At 68.1% G+C, this 17,393-nt stretch carries 16 protein-coding genes; 9 read left to right on the top strand and 7 right to left on the bottom strand.

The genetic code is table 11. The features are described from left to right. Positions 1-5 precede the first annotated feature (5 nt). The 3 genes from ACWF0M_RS22740 to ACWF0M_RS22730 form a co-directional block, all read right to left on the bottom strand. Positions 6-2,111 carry an MMPL family transporter gene (locus ACWF0M_RS22740; RefSeq protein WP_452237683.1) on the bottom strand — a complete coding sequence of 702 codons (2,106 nt, stop codon included), beginning with the start codon at positions 2,109-2,111 and terminating at the stop codon, positions 6-8. Positions 2,112-2,278: 167 nt separating this feature from the next. After that, positions 2,279-2,839, bottom strand: coding sequence for a GrpB family protein (locus ACWF0M_RS22735; RefSeq protein ID WP_452237682.1), 561 nt, complete (start codon positions 2,837-2,839; stop codon positions 2,279-2,281). 61 nt (positions 2,840-2,900) lie between these two features. Next, a complete protein-coding gene (locus tag ACWF0M_RS22730) occupies positions 2,901-3,692 on the bottom strand; it encodes a hypothetical protein (RefSeq protein ID WP_452237681.1) in 792 nt (263 codons plus the stop codon). A gap of 250 nt (positions 3,693-3,942) precedes the next feature. On the opposite strand from ACWF0M_RS22730, the gene recA reads away from it, so the two are divergent. From recA to rny, 6 genes are all read left to right on the top strand, one after another. Next, a complete protein-coding gene (recA, locus tag ACWF0M_RS22725) occupies positions 3,943-5,016 on the top strand; it encodes a recombinase RecA (RefSeq protein ID WP_452237680.1) in 1,074 nt (357 codons plus the stop codon). A gap of 1,621 nt (positions 5,017-6,637) precedes the next feature. Further along, complete coding sequence (locus tag ACWF0M_RS22720; RefSeq protein ID WP_452237679.1) at positions 6,638-7,132, top strand: regulatory protein RecX; 495 nt, start codon at positions 6,638-6,640, stop codon at positions 7,130-7,132. Between the two features lie 23 nt (positions 7,133-7,155). Next, the gene (locus tag ACWF0M_RS22715) at positions 7,156-7,548 is read left to right on the top strand and encodes an MmcQ/YjbR family DNA-binding protein (protein WP_452237678.1); all 393 of its coding nucleotides are present in this window, start codon (positions 7,156-7,158) and stop codon (positions 7,546-7,548) included. Between the two features lie 467 nt (positions 7,549-8,015). Beyond that, the gene (locus ACWF0M_RS22710; RefSeq protein ID WP_452237677.1) at positions 8,016-8,450 is read left to right on the top strand and encodes an antitoxin; all 435 of its coding nucleotides are present in this window, start codon (positions 8,016-8,018) and stop codon (positions 8,448-8,450) included. A 517-nt stretch (positions 8,451-8,967) separates the two neighbouring features. Then, complete coding sequence (locus ACWF0M_RS22705; protein ID WP_452237676.1) at positions 8,968-9,156, top strand: hypothetical protein; 189 nt, start codon at positions 8,968-8,970, stop codon at positions 9,154-9,156. Between the two features lie 86 nt (positions 9,157-9,242). Beyond that, positions 9,243-10,982 (top strand): ribonuclease Y, encoded by a 1,740-nt coding sequence (gene rny / locus ACWF0M_RS22700; protein ID WP_452237675.1) that lies wholly within the window; start codon positions 9,243-9,245, stop codon positions 10,980-10,982. On the opposite strand, the gene ACWF0M_RS22695 is transcribed toward rny, so the two are convergent. From ACWF0M_RS22695 to ACWF0M_RS22680, 4 genes are read right to left on the bottom strand one after another with little or no spacing between them, the layout of a single operon-like run. Continuing rightward, positions 10,983-11,414, bottom strand: a complete 432-nt coding sequence (locus tag ACWF0M_RS22695) for a group II truncated hemoglobin (protein ID WP_452237674.1) — start codon at positions 11,412-11,414, stop codon at positions 10,983-10,985. Between the two features lie 41 nt (positions 11,415-11,455). Continuing rightward, the gene (locus ACWF0M_RS22690; protein ID WP_452237673.1) at positions 11,456-12,619 is read right to left on the bottom strand and encodes an acyl-CoA dehydrogenase family protein; all 1,164 of its coding nucleotides are present in this window, start codon (positions 12,617-12,619) and stop codon (positions 11,456-11,458) included. A 35-nt stretch (positions 12,620-12,654) separates the two neighbouring features. After that, positions 12,655-13,230 carry a DUF1707 SHOCT-like domain-containing protein gene (locus ACWF0M_RS22685; RefSeq protein WP_452237672.1) on the bottom strand — a complete coding sequence of 192 codons (576 nt, stop codon included), beginning with the start codon at positions 13,228-13,230 and terminating at the stop codon, positions 12,655-12,657. Between the two features lie 21 nt (positions 13,231-13,251). Then, positions 13,252-13,944, bottom strand: a complete 693-nt coding sequence (locus ACWF0M_RS22680; protein WP_452237671.1) for a type 1 glutamine amidotransferase — start codon at positions 13,942-13,944, stop codon at positions 13,252-13,254. A gap of 81 nt (positions 13,945-14,025) precedes the next feature. On the opposite strand from ACWF0M_RS22680, the gene ACWF0M_RS22675 reads away from it, so the two are divergent. The 3 genes from ACWF0M_RS22675 to ACWF0M_RS22665 are packed head-to-tail and all read left to right on the top strand — an operon-like array spanning position 14,026 to position 17,392. Further along, positions 14,026-14,859 carry an FHA domain-containing protein gene (locus tag ACWF0M_RS22675; protein ID WP_452237670.1) on the top strand — a complete coding sequence of 278 codons (834 nt, stop codon included), beginning with the start codon at positions 14,026-14,028 and terminating at the stop codon, positions 14,857-14,859. Between the two features lie 17 nt (positions 14,860-14,876). Continuing rightward, positions 14,877-16,088, top strand: a complete 1,212-nt coding sequence (gene dxr / locus ACWF0M_RS22670) for a 1-deoxy-D-xylulose-5-phosphate reductoisomerase (RefSeq protein WP_452237669.1) — start codon at positions 14,877-14,879, stop codon at positions 16,086-16,088. Further along, positions 16,085-17,392: a M50 family metallopeptidase gene (locus ACWF0M_RS22665; protein ID WP_452237668.1), complete on the top strand. Its 1,308-nt coding sequence runs from the start codon at positions 16,085-16,087 to the stop codon at positions 17,390-17,392. The genes dxr and ACWF0M_RS22665 overlap by 4 nt, the downstream gene beginning before the upstream one ends. Position 17,393: the final 1 nt, after the last annotated feature.

Raw genomic sequence — 17,393 nt, 5'->3', positions numbered from 1 at the left:
CTCGATCAGGTCCTGGTCAGCGTCGACTCGCCCTCAGGCAGGCTGTCGGCCGGCCCGGGATCGCGCTGACGGGCCAGTCGGCTCGGCCACCACAGGTGCCGGCCGATGTCCAGGTTCAGCGCCGTGACCAGCACGGAACGGACGACGATGGTGTCGAGCAGTACGCCGAGCGCGACCGCGATGCCGATCTCCGCGAAAGCCACCACCGGCAGCGTCGCCAGCACCGCGAACGTCCCAGCCAGCACCAGTCCGGCCGACGTGATCACCCCACCGGTCGCGGCCACCCCGATCAGTGCACCGCGCCGGGTGCCGTGGATCTTCGCCTCCTCGTGCACGCGCGTCATCAGGAAGATGTTGTAGTCGATGCCCAAGGCAACCAGGAAGACGAAGACGAACAGCGGCAACGACGTGTCCGCACCCTCGAAGCCGAGTGCCTTGAACACCAGTGAGCTGATCCCGAGTGCCGCGCCGAACGACAGTACGACGGTTGCTACCAGCATCACCGGCGCGACCAGTGCCCGCAGCAACAGTGCGAGGATCGCCAGCACCACCGCGAGCACCACCGGGATGATCAGCTTGTTGTCGTGGGCGGACGCCCGCTGCGTGTCCAGCAGGATTGCGGCACCGCCGCCGGCCAGCGCGTCGGCGTCCGGCACCGCGTGGACGGACGTCCGGACGCGATCGACAGTGTCCTTCGCGGCCTGCGTGTCCACCGCGTCGGTCATGGTCCCCTCGAGGTACGCCAGTCCGCCGGCAACCCGCGGCTCCGCCACCGCCGCAATGCCTCGCGTCGACGACATCGCCGTACGGACCTCGGCGGCTTTGTCAGCTTTGCCCACCACGACCAGTGGGTTGCCCGCGCCGGCCGGGAAGTGGGCGGCCACGATCTTCTCTCCGACGACGGAGTCCGGCGTACCGACGAAGGACTCCTCGTTGGACAGGCCATTGGCGTCGAGTGTCAGGATGCCGAGGGCGGCGATGCCCAGGAGTACGGACGTGGTGATCCAGGTCAGCCGCGGCCGTACGGCGATCCGTCGGCCGATGCGACCCCATACGCTCGTCTCGGTGTGGTCATCCGATCCGTACGTCGGACGGAGCGGCCAGAACACCCAACGACCACAGATGACGAGCAGTGCGGGCAGCAAGGTCAGCATCGCGAGCAGGGCGATCACAATGCCGACTGCTGCGACCGGACCGAGCCCGCGGGTGGAGTTCATCGAGGCGAACAGCAGACAGAGCATGCCTGCTACCACTGTGGATCCTGATGCGAAGATCGCCGGACCGGACCGGTGCAGAGCGATTGCCATCGCCTCATGCCGGTCCTGATGCTTCCTGAGTTCCTCGCGGTAGCGGGCTGTCAGCAGCAGGGCGTAGTCCGTCCCCGCGCCGAACACAAGGACTGTCAGGATGCCCGCGCTCTGGGCGTTGACGGTCAGGTTCGCTCGAGTCGCCAGGACGTAGATGACGGCCTGTGCAGCAAAGAGTGCGACACCTGCGGACAGGAGCGGCAGCAGCCACAACACCGGGCTCCTGTAGGTGAGTAAGAGGATGACGATCACTACGGCTGCAGCGGAGTACAGGAGCTTGCCGTCGATACCTGCGAAGGCCTCTTGCGAGTCGGCGGCGAATCCGCCTGGTCCGGTCACGTGGAAGGACAGTCCGTTCGGCCTGTCCGCCGCGATCCGCCTGATGTCGTCGGCGCGCGCACCGATGGTCTCCCAGCCTCCAGAGCCGGCGTTGATCGGTACGAGCACCTGCAGCGCCTTGCGATCCTCAGACGGGATCGGCCCGACGACGTCACGGTCGACGTCCTGCAGGTCGCCGTACTGCGCCACCTGTCGGGCGACCGCTTGCTGGTCAGCAGGAGTGATACCGGACGAGCGTTCGTATACCAGCAGAGCCGGAATCTCGTCCGGGGACGAGAACTGCTCGGTCGCCTTCAAGACCTCGGTGGACTCGGCCTTACCGGGCAGCCACGAGACAGCGTCGTTCTCCTGCGCACCGGTCAGCTTGCCCGCCGGACTGAAGGACACCCCTACTGCGACGATCCACAGCGCCAGCACGATCCACTTGGACACCTTGCCGCACGGCAACGCCGCGAGCCGTCCCACTCCGCGCACCCGAACCACGCCCCCTGGAGAGACATCCGCCCGCACGCCGGACCGATCACGACGTCCCCCCAACCAGCCTGGTGGCTGCGTCAGACAGGGTCAACGACCGCTCGGTAGTACTGCGCTCACCGTGCGTCCTCTTGCCTGCACGAGCACTGGTTCAGCTCTCAGAGTGCCCATCCGGTGCGGGCGGCCCACTCTTCGGCCGGTAGGTAGATGAGATCGCAGACCGGGTCCTTCAGGTCGCTGTAGTCGCCGACCCCGAGCTGGAGCGCGGCCGCGTGCTGCTTGAAGACGGCGTACGCGCGTGCCGTTTCCGGATGACTGCGTAGGTAGTCGCGAAACAGCAGCGCGTATCGCTGGTTGGCTCGCCCTGCCACGCGAATGTGCAGGTTGACCCGGCGCCGGTACATCGGCTCGACCAGCATCCGCTTCACCCACTGGATGTCGTCCGCGGGCAGCCCTGGCACCGGGTGGTCCCGCCGCGGCGGGCGGAGCTCCCAGTCCGCTGCGGCCATCCGCTCGGCGACGTCGTCCAGGTCCGGTTCGGCGCCGACTGTCACCTGGATGTCGAGGATGTCCTTGGCCGGCAGGCCAGGCACCGAGGTGGAGCCGATGTGGTCGATGCGCTGGGCCAACTCACCGAGCAGTCCGCTGATCTGCTGCGCGGTCTTCTGGTACTGCGCGGGCCAGGTGTCGTCCGGCCGCGCGATGACGATCCCGGTCATGCGAAGACGATCCCAGTCATGCGGAGATCATCCCAGTCATGCGGTGGCAGGTCCCAGCCTTTTACACCGGCTTGACCCGGAACGCGCTCGTGGTGAGCAGGTCCGCCGCCTCGTACGCCGCCTTCTTGATGCCCTTGCGCTCGTCGAAGAAGCCGCCGACTACTCCGACGCCAGGGAGCTTCCCGACGAACCGGGCACCCAGGCTGCCGCGCGGGCGGTCCTCGAACACCTCGCTGAGTCCACCGAACAGCTTGCTCAACCGCCAGACCAGCCGGACGCCCTTGCGCAGCCCCATGTCCGTTGCGACCTCGTCGAGCCCCAACTGCTCGGAGACGTCCTTGCCGGCGATCTCCGGGTCGTCGTACTTGAGGACCTCGTCCGGCGTGATCGGGCGGTCGGTGAGGACGCGGATGATGATCGACGTACGGTCGGCGTGCGCCTCCACGCCGTACTCGCGGCAGACCGCGCCGATCACCATCGCCTGCACGGCCGCACCGAGGGTGTCCTTCATCGGCAGCCGGTCCGCCGCCGCGCCGCTGAGCCGGGGGAGCCCGGCGACGACCGCGGCGAACCCACCGAGGCGCTCGACCCACCAGTCGCAGCGCTTGGCCAGCGGGAGGGTCGGCCACTCCTCGTGGCCGGGCACCTTCATCTGCAGCAGCCGGTCGATCGCGAGGATCAGACCCTTCTCGGCCAGGTTGGGCTTGTCCTGGTCGGAGTACTCGGTCAGGTAGCTGCGGATGCCGAACGGGTCCTGCGAGCGGAGCGCGTCGAGCACGATGTCGATCCCGAATTCCACCCGGCTGATCGCGAGGACCACGGCGGAATCGGGTACGTCGGGACGGTCTGTCACGTCCGCAAGGGTAGGGATCGGCTGGGTCAGGATGGTTGCCGGAACAGGCTTCGGCGTGTCAGTTGTGATTCGAACACGTGTTCGGGATACTTTGGTGCTCGGAAGGTGGTTGGACGGCCGAGTTGTCCACAGATTCGAAGTCGCGGCGAAAACTGTCCGAGGCAACGAATACCTTCTCTGGCGACAACAAAAGTTCCTTCGGATGGCCGGCGGCGGCCCCGGATTATCAGATGGGTCAGGTGGCAGTCAGATGGCTGGTGCAGCGGTGAGCGCGGAGCGCAAGGAAGCGGATCGTGAGAAGGCGCTTGCGACTGCGCTGACACAGATCGAGCGGCAGTGTGGCAAGGGCTCGGTGATGCGCCTGGGCGAGCAGAACAGGCCGCCGATCGAGGTTATCCCGACCGGTTCGATCGCGCTCGACATCGCGCTCGGGATCGGCGGTCTGCCGCGCGGTCGTGTGGTGGAGATCTACGGTCCGGAGTCCTCCGGTAAGACGACGGTCGCGCTGCACGCGGTCGCGAACGCTCAGCGGGCCGGCGGGATCGCGGCCTTCATCGACGCCGAGCACGCCCTCGACCCGGAGTATGCGCGGAAGCTGGGCGTCGACACCGACGCGCTGCTGGTCTCGCAGCCCGACTCCGGTGAGCAGGCGCTGGAGATCGCCGACATGCTGGTCCGCTCCGGCGCGATCGACATCGTCGTGATCGACTCGGTGGCCGCGCTGGTGCCGCGGGCCGAGATCGAGGGTGAGATGGGTGACAGCCACGTCGGTCTGCAGGCCAGGCTGATGAGCCAGGCACTGCGGAAGATGACCGGTGCCGTCAGCGGGACGAACACGACCGCGATCTTCATCAACCAGCTGCGCGAGAAGATCGGCGTCATGTTCGGCTCCCCGGAGACGACGACCGGTGGTAAGGCGCTGAAGTTCTACGCCTCGGTTCGGCTGGACGTGCGCCGGATCGAGTCGCTGAAGGACGGCACCGACGTGGTCGGTAACCGGACCCGCGTCAAGGTCGTGAAGAACAAGGTGGCCCCGCCGTTCAAGCAGGCCGAGTTCGACATCATCTACGGCCAGGGCATCAGCCGTGAGGGCAGCCTGCTCGACCTCGGTGTGGATCAGGGCTTCGTCCGCAAGGCCGGCGCCTGGTTCACGTACGAGAGCGATCAGCTCGGCCAGGGCCGGGAGAACGCGCGGAACTTCCTGCGCGACAACCCCGATCTGGCCAACGAGCTGGAGAAGAAGATCAAGGAGAAGATGGGCATCGGCCCGACCCTTGACAAGCCGGCCGACGAGGCCGCGGCCGAGGTCGATGTCGACTTCTGACCGACCCTCCGCGGGTGGCAGCGTCCCCCGGCAGCCCTCAGCTGCCGACGACGCTGCCCCCGCGGCGCTGTCTCTACCCCACGACGAACGCCTCGCCCTGGCCCGCAAACTCCTGGCCGAAGGAGCGACCGCGGCCGGGACCACCGCGGTGCCACCTGCCACCGCGGTGCCACCTGCCACTGAGCCACCTGCCACTGAGCCACCTGCCACTGAGCCACCTGCGACAGAGACAGTTGCCGCCGAGCCACCTGCGACAGAGACAGTTGCCGCCGAGCGCACGTCGTACCGGCGTACGTCGGCTCGGCAGGTGTCCGCGCAGCGTGATGCCTTGCGATCGGCGTCCTCGTCGGGCGACGTTCGTCCGGGCAGTGGAGGCAGCCCAGCGGGTGCGTCTGGTGACAGCGACGGTTCCTCCGCCGGTTCGACGCGAGGAAGTCGTCGTACTCGAGGTCGTGGCGCGAACCTTGCCGACCCGTGGGGGGACTCCGACGACTTCCTGGACAGCGGCGAGTCGGAGCGGAGTACGACGCGACGTACCGGTTCCATCAGGCGAACCGCCGGCACCGTCGACCCGTGGGACGAGCCTTCGCCTGAAGCTGGCGAATCGGGCGAGCGGGAGTCGCGTTCGCGCCAGACACGCAGCCGCCCGGAGCCTGATGCTGAACGGACTTCTTCGACGACCCGTCGGGGCACGTCGCGACGTGGTTCAGACGCGACTCCGATTGATCCGTGGGGCGATGAGAACAAGCGATCCATCCAGGCCTTCGAGACCCAGGCAGCGGCACGCCTGGCCGAGGCCCAGGCCTTTGCGGACGATGCGCCCGCCCAGCCCGCCGACGGCGTGAATCGCAGTACCTCGAACCGTCCCCGCACCACCGAGGTCGACAGCCCGAAACTGACGCCTGCACCGGCAGTTGACCCGACGACGTCAGCCGCACGCGGCGACCTCGGCACAACCGACGCCTTCGACCCGTGGTCAGACCCGATCGACGCACCTACTCCCGCGATCGCCTCGGCCCCCATCTCTGCAGACGACACGTCGTCTGGGCCGGCAGACAACACATCCGAACCCCGGACCGGCTCTCCAGGCCGCCGTCCGAAGGCGAGCCGCGGCGAGGCGGGGGCCGGTAGTACATCCGCGACTGGAGCCGCCGCACCCGGAGAGGCGTCGGCGCGTCAGTTCGCAGACCCGTCGACTGTGACGCCAGCCAGCGCGATGGGCGACGCACCACCAGCCGCCAAGCGCACCAGGAACGCTGCCGCCGGCTCAGCGAGTGCTAACGAGAGTCCCCTGCTCACCGGCACGGGCTCCGCGAGTACTGGCGAGCGCAGCCAGCCCGGCGACACGGGTCCTGCGAGGCGCGGGACGGGTGCTGCGAGTTCCGGAGTGGGTTCGGCGAGCGCTGGCGTGGGTTCGGCGAGCGCTGGCGTGGGTTCGGCCGGTGTTGACGGACGTTCTGATCGGGCCGGGGCCGGGGCGGGTCGGGGTGGGGCTGGGCGGGGGAGTTCGCGGCGGCGGGTTGGTGGGGGGTTTGGGCAGCGGGGGAAGCGGTCTGTCGGGGATGAGCCTGAGGGGACGGGGGATCCGGAGCGCGATGGGGCGGAGGCCGATCCGTACTCGGTGGCTCGGACGATTTTGCTGGACAAGCTGACGGGGCAGCCGCGGACGCGGGCCGAGTTGGCTCATGTGTTGGCTGAGCGGGAGATTCCGGACGAGGTGGCCGATGCGGTGCTGGATCGGTTCACGGACGTCGGGTTGATCGATGATGCCGCGTTCGCGAATGCGTGGGTGGAGTCGCGGCATCGCGGGCGTGGGCTGGGGAAGCGGGCGCTGGCGCAGGAGCTGCGACGGCGCGGGGTGGACGATCAGTTGGCGCGGGATGCGCTCGAGGAGCTGGATCCTGCGCAGGAAGAGCAGACGGCTCGCGAGCTGGTACGGCGGAAGCTGCGGTCGATGCGTTCGCTGGAGCGGCAGGTGGCGATGCGGCGGCTGCTCGGAATGCTTGCGCGCAAGGGGTATCCGGGTGGTCTCGCGATGAGCATCGTCAAACAGGAGCTCGACGCCGGCCATGAAGAGTTTCCGCTCCTGGACTCCTCCGGTCTCGAACCCGAGTAGTTCCTGGCGGTAGCGTCGGTCGGGTGACGAGCCTGGGTGATGTGGAGCGCGTGGTCTTGGGGTTGCCGGGGACCGAGGAGACCACTCGGTACGGGATGCGGACGTGGAAGGTCGGGGGGAAGGCGTACGCGTGGGAGCGGCCGTTCAGTAAGGCGGATTTGAAGCGGTTCGGGGACGAGACGCCGCCGAGTGGGCCGATCGTCGCGTTGGCGGTTGAGGATCTTGCGGAGAAGGAAGCCGTGCTGGCGGCGCGGGCGGGGGACGGGTTCTTCACGATTCCGCATTTCAACGGGTACGCCGCGGTGCTTGTTCAGCTGGATGCGGTGTCCGAGGCCGTCCTGGAGGAAGCGTTGCTCGACGCGTGGTTGGTGCACGCGCCGGCGGACGTCGCCAAGGCGCGCCTCGGGAACGGATAGCCCCGCGATCCGACTCACCACTCCGCGAGCGAGTTCATCACCCGGCGATCCGACTCACCACCCGCGATCCGAATTCATCACCCCGATCCGAGTCATCACCCCGTTGGAGGCGTTGGAGGCGCGGAGGCGTTCTCCAGGCGACTGCCAGCACGATCGGGCTCCGGTGAGGTGCTCAGCGCGGTCGCTCAGGCGGTCTCAGCACGGGTCGCCCCGGCAGTCTCAGCGCGGTCGTCCAGGCAGACTCAGCGCGGTCGCCGGTGGTCCCGGCGTACGTCGTCGTACGGGTGGGTGGGGGTGTTGTCGGGGTGGGGTTTACGGAGGGTGATGGGGGTTTGGGGGGTGGGCTGCGGCGAGGGGCGTTGACGGGTGCGGCGTGACGGTGTGTTATCCGAGGTAGGGCCGGTATTTGTTCCGGACCGTAGGCTGGGATTTTCCGTCGATCCGCCCCAGACACCGCGGAGGGTGCAATGAACGATTTCCAGGAACAGGCGAAGAACTGGCTCCGGAATGTCGTCAAGCAGAACCCGGACAAGATCAAGGCCGGCGTCGAGAAGGCCGGCGACCTGATCGACAAGCAGACCGGCGGGAAGTACGCGGAGAAGGTCGACGCAGTCCAGCAGAAGGTCGGCGGCTTCGTCGACAAGCAGACCTCCGAAGAGACCCCGAGCCAGGCGGGCACGGAATCCGCTTCGACGGCGACGCCTGAGGCAGCAACGTCCGAGTCCACTGCAGCTGCATCTGAGCCCACTGCGGCCGCCTCTGAGTCCACTGAGACGGTTTCTGAACCACCTGCGGGGGCCTCGGCGGGTACGGCTGAACCGGCGCCCAGCGAGTCGGCTGCTGACGCGGACGGCGCGTCCGGCGGGTTGGCCGGGTCCCAGGGGAGCAGCACAAGCAACTAGCCCAGCGGCTCCACGGAAAGGTCAGCGCGCACAGCCAAACGCGGCACGGCTGGCGAGGCACAGGTGGCAAGGCACGGCTGATCCGGCACAACCAACGCGGATCGGCTGGTGGGGCGCGGCCAGGCCCGTTCGGCTGGTGGGTTGGTTTAGGAGAGGTACAGGCCGCCTACGGATCCGGAGTAGACCACGTCGGAGGGTGGTCTTGTGGTGGTGTGAGGCGAGATCGGCGGTGGCGTCGGTGGGTGTCCGTCTTGACCGGGTGGTGGGGCGCGCCTAGCCTCGGCATCAGGAAGGGACGAATCCACCGGAACGGTGGCGGATATAAGGAACGGCGGGTTGGCGAAACTACCGACCGGCCGGGAAACGCAACCACGCTCGACCGAGCTGAAGGAAGGACGACGGCGTCGTGCAGACGCGGTCGGATAGACGGCACCGCACGTAATACCTGAAAGGCAGCAGCCGGACGGGACGCGAGCGGCGCCATCGTGGTCTCCGAGGGTTCAACCGGCGACGCACGGTGAGCAAGCAACGCTGGACGGCTGCGGATGCGGCGTCCATGCAGTCGGCGGACGGGGGTTCGCGGACCGCGAGCACGCTGGCAGCACAGCAGCAGCGAGTGCGCAGCAGCACCGTCGGCATCGCCGGAAGTGGCAGCACCGGGTACCGCCTCAGCCGAGGCGGCGCCGGCACCGCCGTACCCCGGTGACGCCTTACCGAACGGCCGGGTGGCTGATCCCTTCGACCGATGGCCACAGTCCCGCCTAGGGACTCGAAGGAGAGGGGGAGACGCCGATGACCGCGATGTCCGTTGGCCTTGCCCTGATCGGATTGCTGATCGCCGGACTGCTGGCCTGGATCGGCCTCACTCTCTCCCGCCGAAAGGCTGCGGACATCTCGACCTCCCAGCAGGAGGCCACTCAGCGCCACTCGGTCGAGCGCGAGGCCTCTCAGCTCGAGACCGCGCAGCAGTTCGAGGCCGCTCAGCTCCAGGCCGCGCAGCTCACGGCCGGTGCCAAGTCCGCGGCGGAGCTGGTACGTCGGCAGGCCGAGGAGGACGCCGCCGTACTGCGGACGCGTGCCGAGGCGGCTGAGCAGCGTGCCGAGGAGATCCGTCGTGCCGCGGAGGACCGGGCGACCGACGTACGACGGGATGCGGAGCAGCGGGCGTCCGACGTACGACGGGAGGCCGAGGCGGAGGCGCAGTCGATCCGGGACGATCTGCGGGAGCAGCGGCTGGAGATGGAGCGCCGCGACCACCGGCTGACCGAACGCGAGGAGCGGCTCGACGAGCAGCACCGCGGCATCGAGGAACGCCACACCGAGCTGGCCGCGCAGCTGGCGGACCTGGAGCAACGCAAGCAGGAGATCAAGGACCTCGAGGACGAGCGCCGCCGGATTCTCGAAGGCGTCGCGAACCTGACGACCGAGCAGGCGAAGGCCGAGCTGGTCGCGGCGATCGAGGACGAGGCGAAGCGGCACGCGCACACGATCGTCCGCGACATCGAGCGGCAGGCGCTGGACGAGGGCGAGGTGAAGGCGCGCAAGATCATCACCGGCGCGGTGCAGCGGCTGGCGTCCGAGCAGACCAGCGAGTCGGTCGTGTCCGTCGTACACCTGCCGAGCGATGACATGAAGGGCCGGATCATCGGGCGCGAGGGCCGCAACATCCGGTCGTTCGAGCAGACCACCGGTGTGAACCTGATCATCGACGACACCCCGGAAGCGGTCCTTCTCTCGTGCTTTGATCCAGTCCGGCGGGAGACCGCGCGGCTGACCCTTGACTCGCTGGTGCTCGACGGCCGGATCCACCCGAGCCGGATCGAGGAGATCTACGAACGCAGCAAGGGCGAGGTCGCCGAGCTGTGTCAGCGGGCCGCCGAGGACGCGATGGCCGACGTCGGGATCACCGATCTGCATCCGGAGCTGGTCCGGACGATGGGGCTGCTGCGCTATCGGACGTCGTACGGGCAGAACGTGCTGAAGCATCTGATCGAGTCGGCGCACATCGCGGGGATGATGGCGGCCGAGCTCGGGCTGGATCCGAAGCTGTGCAAGCGCGGTGCGTTCCTGCACGACATCGGGAAGGCGCTCACGCACGAGTCCGAGGGCAGCCACGCGATCGTCGGTGCCGAGCTGGCGCGGAAGTACGGCGAGAACGACGACGTCGTGCACTGCATCGAGGCGCACCACAACGAGGTCGAGGTCCGTACCGTCGAGGCCGTGCTGACGCAGGCGGCGGACGCGGTGAGCGGTGGCCGGCCGGGTGCGCGGCGCGAGTCGCTGGAGGCGTACGTGCAGCGGCTCGAACGGCTCGAGGAGATCGCGATGCACCACGAGGGTGTGGAGAAGGTGTTCGCGATGCAGGCCGGCCGGGAGATCCGCGTGATGGTGCTGCCGGACGCGGTCGACGACATCGCGGCGCAGGTGATGGCTCGCGACATCGCCAAACAGGTCGAGGAGGAGCTCACCTACCCTGGTCAGATCCGCGTGACCGTCGTACGGGAGTCCCGGGCGACCGAAGTCGCCAAGTAGCTACCAGTTCCAGCGGGGCATCTCGCGGAGCGGGTGGAGTTCGTCGTCGGTCTCGGCGTTGGAGTTCTGCATCGCAACCTGCGAGCCGAACTCGGCATGTGAGTTCCACGCTGCGCGGAAACGTTCGTCCGTCGGCAGGCGGGCCTTGTCGGCGGCGGCGATCATCAGTTCGACGAACCGTTGCCGCTGTGGCTCCGCGATCCGCAGATCACGGTGGGTCGCGATGATGTGGTCGAATCCGCCGAGTTCGTCGGTGTAGCGGGCGGGACCGCCGAAGACCTCGGCCATGAACGCGGTCAGGTGGTCCACGTGCTCCGGGCGTCCGTTGCCGAACAGCGGCTGCAGGATCGGGTCGGCCAGGACCGACGTGTAGAAGATGTCGACCGCGCGGCGGAGTGCGTCGTCGCCGCCCAGGTGATCGTAGATCGTCATGATTACATGATTACCCGGAGATCGTGGCGAGGGGAAGCGAATCAGCGGAAGGCGGACTGGCCGGTCAGGGCCTGGCCGATCACGAGTTGGTGGACCTCGGACGTGCCCTCGTAGGTGAGGACGGACTCGAGGTTGTTGGCGTGCCGCATGATCGGGTACTCGCCGCTGATGCCGTTCGCCGCGAGGATCGTGCGGCACTCGCGGGCGATCGCGATCGCCTCGCGGACGTTGTTCAGCTTGCCGACCGACACCTGCTCGGGCCGCAGCGTGCCCTTCTCCTTCAGCCGGCCGAGGTGGACGGCGAGCAGGATGCCCTTGTTCAGCTCGACCGCCATGTCGGCCAGTTTCGCCTGCGTCAGCTGGTACGCCGTCAGCGGCTTGTCGAACACGATCCGCTCGCCGGCGTACGCGATCGCGGTCTCCAGGCAGTCCCGCGCCGCGCCCATCGCGCCGAAGATGATGCCGAACCGGGCCTCGTTCAGGCAGCCGAGCGGGCCGGACAGACCACGCGCCTCGGGCAGCATCGCGGACGCCGGCAGCCGTACGTCGTCGAGCACCAGCTCGGAGGTGACGGAGGCGCGCAGCGACATCTTCCGCTTGATCTCCGGCGCCGAGAACCCGGGCGTCGACGTCGGTACGACGAAGCCGCGGACACCGTCGTCGGTCCGGGCCCAGACCACCGCGACGTCGGCGACCGAGCCGTTGGTGATCCACATCTTCGAGCCGTTCAGGACCCAGTCATCACCCTCTTGGCGGGCGTTGGTGCGCATCCCGCCCGGGTTCGAGCCGAAGTCCGGTTCGGTCAGCCCGAAGCAGCCGATCGCCTCACCCGCGGACATCCGGGGGAGCCACTCGCTCTTCTGCTCCTCGCTGCCGTACTTCCAGATCGCGTACATGGCCAGTGAGCCCTGCACGGACACCAGCGACCGCATGCCCGAGTCGGCCGCCTCGATCTCGAGACAGGCCAGCCCGTACGCGACCGGTCCGAGCCCGGCGCACCCGTACCCGGTCAGGTGCATCCCGAGGAACCCGAGCGCCCCGAGTTCCTTCGCCAGCTGCCGCGCAGGAATCGACCCCGTCTCGAACCACTCCGGCAAGGACGGCCGCAACCGCTCGTCCGCGAACCGCCGCGCAGCCCCCCGAACGTCAACCTCCTCCGAAGTCAGCAAGGAGTCGACATCCACCAGATCTAAAGAAGCACCCATGTGCTCACGCTAGCTGGTCAGCGCTGTGGCAGACCTCACTTGCGGTACCAGGGCCACCACCAGTGGCGCTTGCGGGGGTGGCGGACTACGACGCTGGCGTGGTGGGCCTTGCCGGTGACGTGGAGGCGGACGCCGCCGGGGCGCGGGGCTACGGCCTTGTTCTTGGCGCTGCTGTGGTTGGCCTCGACCTGGTCGATGTCGACGCTCCAGCCTTCGGGGATCACCATCACCACCGAGCTGTGGATGGCTTGCGCGTCGACGTGGATGTCGGACCAGTGCACGACGGCGTCGGTGAAGTCGAGTTTGACCGAGGAGTGTTCCGCGATCGCGGTCAGCCGCTCGGGGACGACCCACGCGCCCTCGCGTTTCTGTGCGCTGTGCCGGGCCCGGAGCGTCAGGTCCTGGGAGCTGCCGTGGGAGACCGGCACCAGATCAGCGGTCGCGTTGCGGAGCTCCAGCTGGGTCTTGGCCGAGTAGATCTGGGTGAGTCGCTCGTCGAGCTCCTCGAAGTCCAGCCTGCCGTCGCCATGTGCTTCCTGGACGACAGCGGCGGCGCGTTCACGGTCGTTGTCGGATGCCCGGTGACCGGGCGGCGGCTGCTCCAGACTCATGAACCCAAAGGTAGCGCCGCATCAGCCGACGAGAGACAGGAATCGGCCCACCACAGTCGACCAGGTCTTCTCCAGTTCGACGGCGTACCGTTCCGCGTCCGCCACCACAGCCTCCGGGTCGAACCCGAGCGACCGCAGTCGCTCCGGCGCCCACCGCCGTACCCGGTCTGCTTCCACCTCCGGGTGGAACTGCACACCCCAGCTCTGCCCGATGCGCAGCATCTGGTTCGTACACCGCTCACTGGACATCAGCAGCACCGCATCCTCCGGCAGCCGCGTGATCTGGTCCTGGTGACTTTCCACGGCTCGCACGGTCGACGGCAGACCAGCCAGCAGTACGTCGTCCGCGGCGGCGGGCAGCACCATCAACGAGGTCACACCCTTCTCGGGCTGCCCGTACTTCCCCTGCACCTCGCCGCCGAACGTATGCGCCAGCAACTGCGCACCCAGGCAGATCCCGAGCACCGGCACCCGCCCGTGCGCGTCGCGCAGCAACGACCGCTCCGCCTGCAGCCACGGCGACCGCTCGTCCTCGTCGGGCAGCATGCCGCCGCCGAGCAGGATGAGCGCCGCATGACCGTCCACGCTCTCGGGTACGGGCTCACCGTCCCAGGCCCGGACGACGACGGGAGAGATCCCACGCTCGTCCAGCCAGTCGAGCAGCCGGCCCGGTCCGCTGTCCCGGTCGTTCTCGATGATGAGCACAGAAGTCACTGGGCAACGGTACGGCGGCACACCGAGCTGCGGCGTACCGGAGTAGGGATTCCGGGATACTGATGCACTGTGGGGGTGCCGATGGAACCTGTCAGCGGATTCGTGCGGGCTGTTGTCGGAGATGTCGCGTTCATCTTCAGCAAGGGCATGGTCAGCGCGTACCTGCTCGCACGCCGCAACGGGTGGCCGCGACCGCAGCTCGACGTACTGGTGCGGTCACACGGTCAGTACGTGCCGCTGTCCGTTCCGACCGGCACAGTGCTCGCGGTGGACCGCCTGGTCGGGCTGGACGAGCTCCGGCCCGCTCCGATGATCACTGTCGAGTTCACCCCGGGCGACACCGGCGCCGAGGCACATCTGACTGCCAACAGCCCGGTCCTCATCACGATCACCGACATCAGCCACCGCGAGTACGACGGGGTAGTACTGACCACGTCGCTCGGCGCAGCGGCGTACGCACAGCTGCCGCCGGGGTACTACCACGTGTCCGCCGTGGTCATCGACGAGTACGGCGACCTGCTGCAGGGGTACGGCGCCCAGCACAACCTGCACGTGGACAAGGGCGACGACCTGATCGTCTCGCTGTCGATCCGGACCGCGGGCGTGACGGAGATCGCAGACGCCCTGGAAACCGGATCGCAGCCCGCACTGGTCGGACCGGACGGTGACGTCGTACCGCTGCTCGACCTGGCCCGGATCGGCCGCGCACCGGACTGTGACCTGATCCTCGACCGCCTCGAGGTCAGCCGGCACCACGCGGAGCTCCTGCGGATCGACGCGACCAGCTACGAGCTGCGGGACCTGGGGTCGACGAACGGGACGCTGGTGAACGGCGTACCGATCGAGACCGCCATGGTCACCCACGGGGACGAGATCCGGCTCGGAGCGCTCCCGTTCCGGCTACTGCTCGCGTGACCTGGAAGAATGGCGCCGTGAACCCGCGTAGCGTCGTCATCCTCGGCTCGACCGGCTCGATCGGTACTCAGGCGCTCGAGCTGATCGGACGGAACCGGGACCGCTTCCACGTGCTCGCGCTGTCCGCCGGCGGCGACAACGTCGGGCTGCTCGCGGAGCAGGCGCTCGAGTTCGGGGTCGAGGTCGTGGCCGTGGCCAAGGCCACGGTCGCGCAGGATCTGCAGCTGGCGTTCTACGCCGAGGCGCAGCGGAAGGGGTATGCGCAGGGCGAGTTCCGGATCCCGAAGATCGTCACCGGGCCGGATGCCTCCAGCGAGCTCGCGGCACTGCGGTGTGACGTAGTACTCAATGGCATCAACGGTTCGGTCGGGCTGCACGCGACCCTGGCCGCGCTGGACGCCGGGAACACACTGGCGCTCGCCAACAAGGAGTCGCTGGTGATCGGCGGGCCGATCGTCACCCGGCTGGCGAAACCGGGGCAGATCGTCGCGGTCGACTCCGAGCACAGCGCGATCGCCCAGTGCCTGCGCGGCGGTTCGCCGGACGAGGTCCGCAAGCTGCTGCTGACCGCGAGCGGCGGCCCGTTCCTCGGCCGGCCGCGAAGCGAGCTGGCGAACGTGACCGTCGAGCAGGCCTTGGACCATCCGAACTTCGCGATGGGCCCGGTCGTCACGATCAACTCGGCCACACTGGTCAACAAGGGCCTCGAGCTGATCGAGGCGCACCTGCTGTTCGGGATCCCGATGGACCGGATCGACGTGGTCGTCCACCGGCAGCAGGCGATCCACTCGATGGTCGAGTTCTTCGACGGCTCCACGATCGCGCAGGTCGGCGTACCGACGATGACGGTGCCGATCGCGCTCGCACTGGGCTGGCCCGACCGGATACCGGACGCGTCACCGCCGTGGAACTGGGCCGAGGCGAGCACCTGGACGTTCCAGCCGGTCGATCACGTGGCGTTCCCGGCGATCCAGCTGGCCCGCGAGGCGGGAGCCCGGGGCGGGACCGCTCCGGCCGTCTTCAACGCGGCGAACGAGGTCTGCGTCCAGGCGTTCCGGGACGGCCGGCTGCCGTTCGTGGCGATCGTCGACACAGTGGCACGGGTGGTGACCGATCACGACGTACCCTCGTATGAGGAACTGTCCGTCGACGACGTGCTCGCGGCGGACGCGTGGGCCCGGCAGCGGGCGCGTGACATTACCGGCGTACAGGAGACTCAGCAGGCATGAGTGTGCTTCTCACCATCCTCGGCATCGTGCTGTTCGTGCTCGGGGTGCTGATCTCCGTGGCGCTGCACGAGATGGGCCACATGCTCCCGGCGAAGGCGTTCGGGATGAAGGTCACGCAGTTCTTCGTCGGCTTCGGGCGGACGATCTGGTCGGTCAAGCGCGGCGAGACCGAGTACGGCATCAAGGCGATCCCGGCCGGCGGTTTCGTCCGGATCATCGGCATGATGCCGCCCGCCAAGGGCCAGGACCCGACCAAGGTGCGCAAGGCCAACACCGGCCCGATCCAGTCGATGGTCGAGAACGCGCGGACGGCGGAGTACGAGACGATCGCGCCCGAGGACGACGGCCGGCTCTTCTACCAGAAGGTGTGGTGGAAGAAGCTGATCGTGATGGCGTCCGGGCCGCTGGTCAACGTGCTGATCGCCGCCGTGCTCTTCACCGGTCTCTTCACGCTGTACGGCGACCGGGTCGCGCAGACCACGATCTCCACCGTGACCGACTGTGTGATCCCGGCGAACCAGGCCAAGGCCGATCGCAAATGCACCGACACCGACAAGGTGTCGCCGGCCAAGCAGGCCGGGTTCCAGGTCGGCGACAAGATCGTCGCGTTCAACGGCACCACGATCAGCAGCTGGGACCAGCTGACCCCGCTGATCCGGGCGAACACCGACAAGCCCGCCACGATCGTTGTCGAGCGCAACGGCCAGCAGCTCACCCTGCACACCAAGACGATCGTCAACCAGGTCCTGGACAAGCCGGGGTCGGACAAGACCGTGTCGGTCGGATTCCTCGGCGTCTCACCGGACAACAAGCTCGAGCGGCAGTCCGTCGGCTACGCCTTCGACAAGATGGGTGAGTACACGGTCGCCACCGTGCAGGCCCTCGGCCGGTTCCCGGAGAAGCTGGTCGGCGTCGCGAAGTCGATCGTCGGCGGCCAGCGTGACCAGGACAGCCCGATGAGCGTCGTCGGCGCGAGCCGGGTCGCGGGTGAGATCGCCTCCAGCAACCTGGATGTGGGCGCGAAGTTCGCGAGCTTGATCATGCTGCTCGCCTCGCTGAACCTGTTCCTTGCCCTGTTCAACTTCATCCCGCTGCTGCCGCTGGACGGCGGCCACATGATCGGCGCGATCTGGGAAGGCATCCGGCGCGGCTTCGCCAAGCTGTTCGGCCGGCCGGATCCCGGGTACGTCGACGTGGCCAAGCTGCTGCCGATCGCGTACGTCGCGGCCAGTGTGATCGTGGTGATGGGCGTGCTGCTCGTCATCGCCGACATCGTGAACCCCATCAAGCTGTTCAACGGATAAG

Source organism: Kribbella sp. NPDC055110 (genome assembly GCF_053607525.1).
The sequence above is the reverse complement of the archived record's forward strand: the minus strand, read 5'-3'. Positions and strand labels throughout refer to the sequence as shown.

Bases quoted from the DNA above. Each gene is read 5' to 3' on its own strand.
- ACWF0M_RS22735 (WP_452237682.1), bottom strand. From the start codon at position 2,839: ATGACCGGGATCGTCATCGCGCGGCCGGACGACACCTGGCCCGCGCAG.
- recA (WP_452237680.1), top strand. From the start codon at position 3,943: ATGGCTGGTGCAGCGGTGAGCGCGGAGCGCAAGGAAGCGGATCGTGAG.
- ACWF0M_RS22710 (WP_452237677.1), top strand. From the start codon at position 8,016: ATGAACGATTTCCAGGAACAGGCGAAGAACTGGCTCCGGAATGTCGTC.
- rny (WP_452237675.1), top strand. From the start codon at position 9,243: ATGACCGCGATGTCCGTTGGCCTTGCCCTGATCGGATTGCTGATCGCC.
- ACWF0M_RS22695 (WP_452237674.1), bottom strand. From the start codon at position 11,414: ATGACGATCTACGATCACCTGGGCGGCGACGACGCACTCCGCCGCGCG.
- ACWF0M_RS22690 (WP_452237673.1), bottom strand. From the start codon at position 12,619: ATGGGTGCTTCTTTAGATCTGGTGGATGTCGACTCCTTGCTGACTTCG.
- ACWF0M_RS22685 (WP_452237672.1), bottom strand. From the start codon at position 13,230: ATGAGTCTGGAGCAGCCGCCGCCCGGTCACCGGGCATCCGACAACGAC.
- ACWF0M_RS22675 (WP_452237670.1), top strand. From the start codon at position 14,026: ATGGAACCTGTCAGCGGATTCGTGCGGGCTGTTGTCGGAGATGTCGCG.
- ACWF0M_RS22665 (WP_452237668.1), top strand. From the start codon at position 16,085: ATGAGTGTGCTTCTCACCATCCTCGGCATCGTGCTGTTCGTGCTCGGG.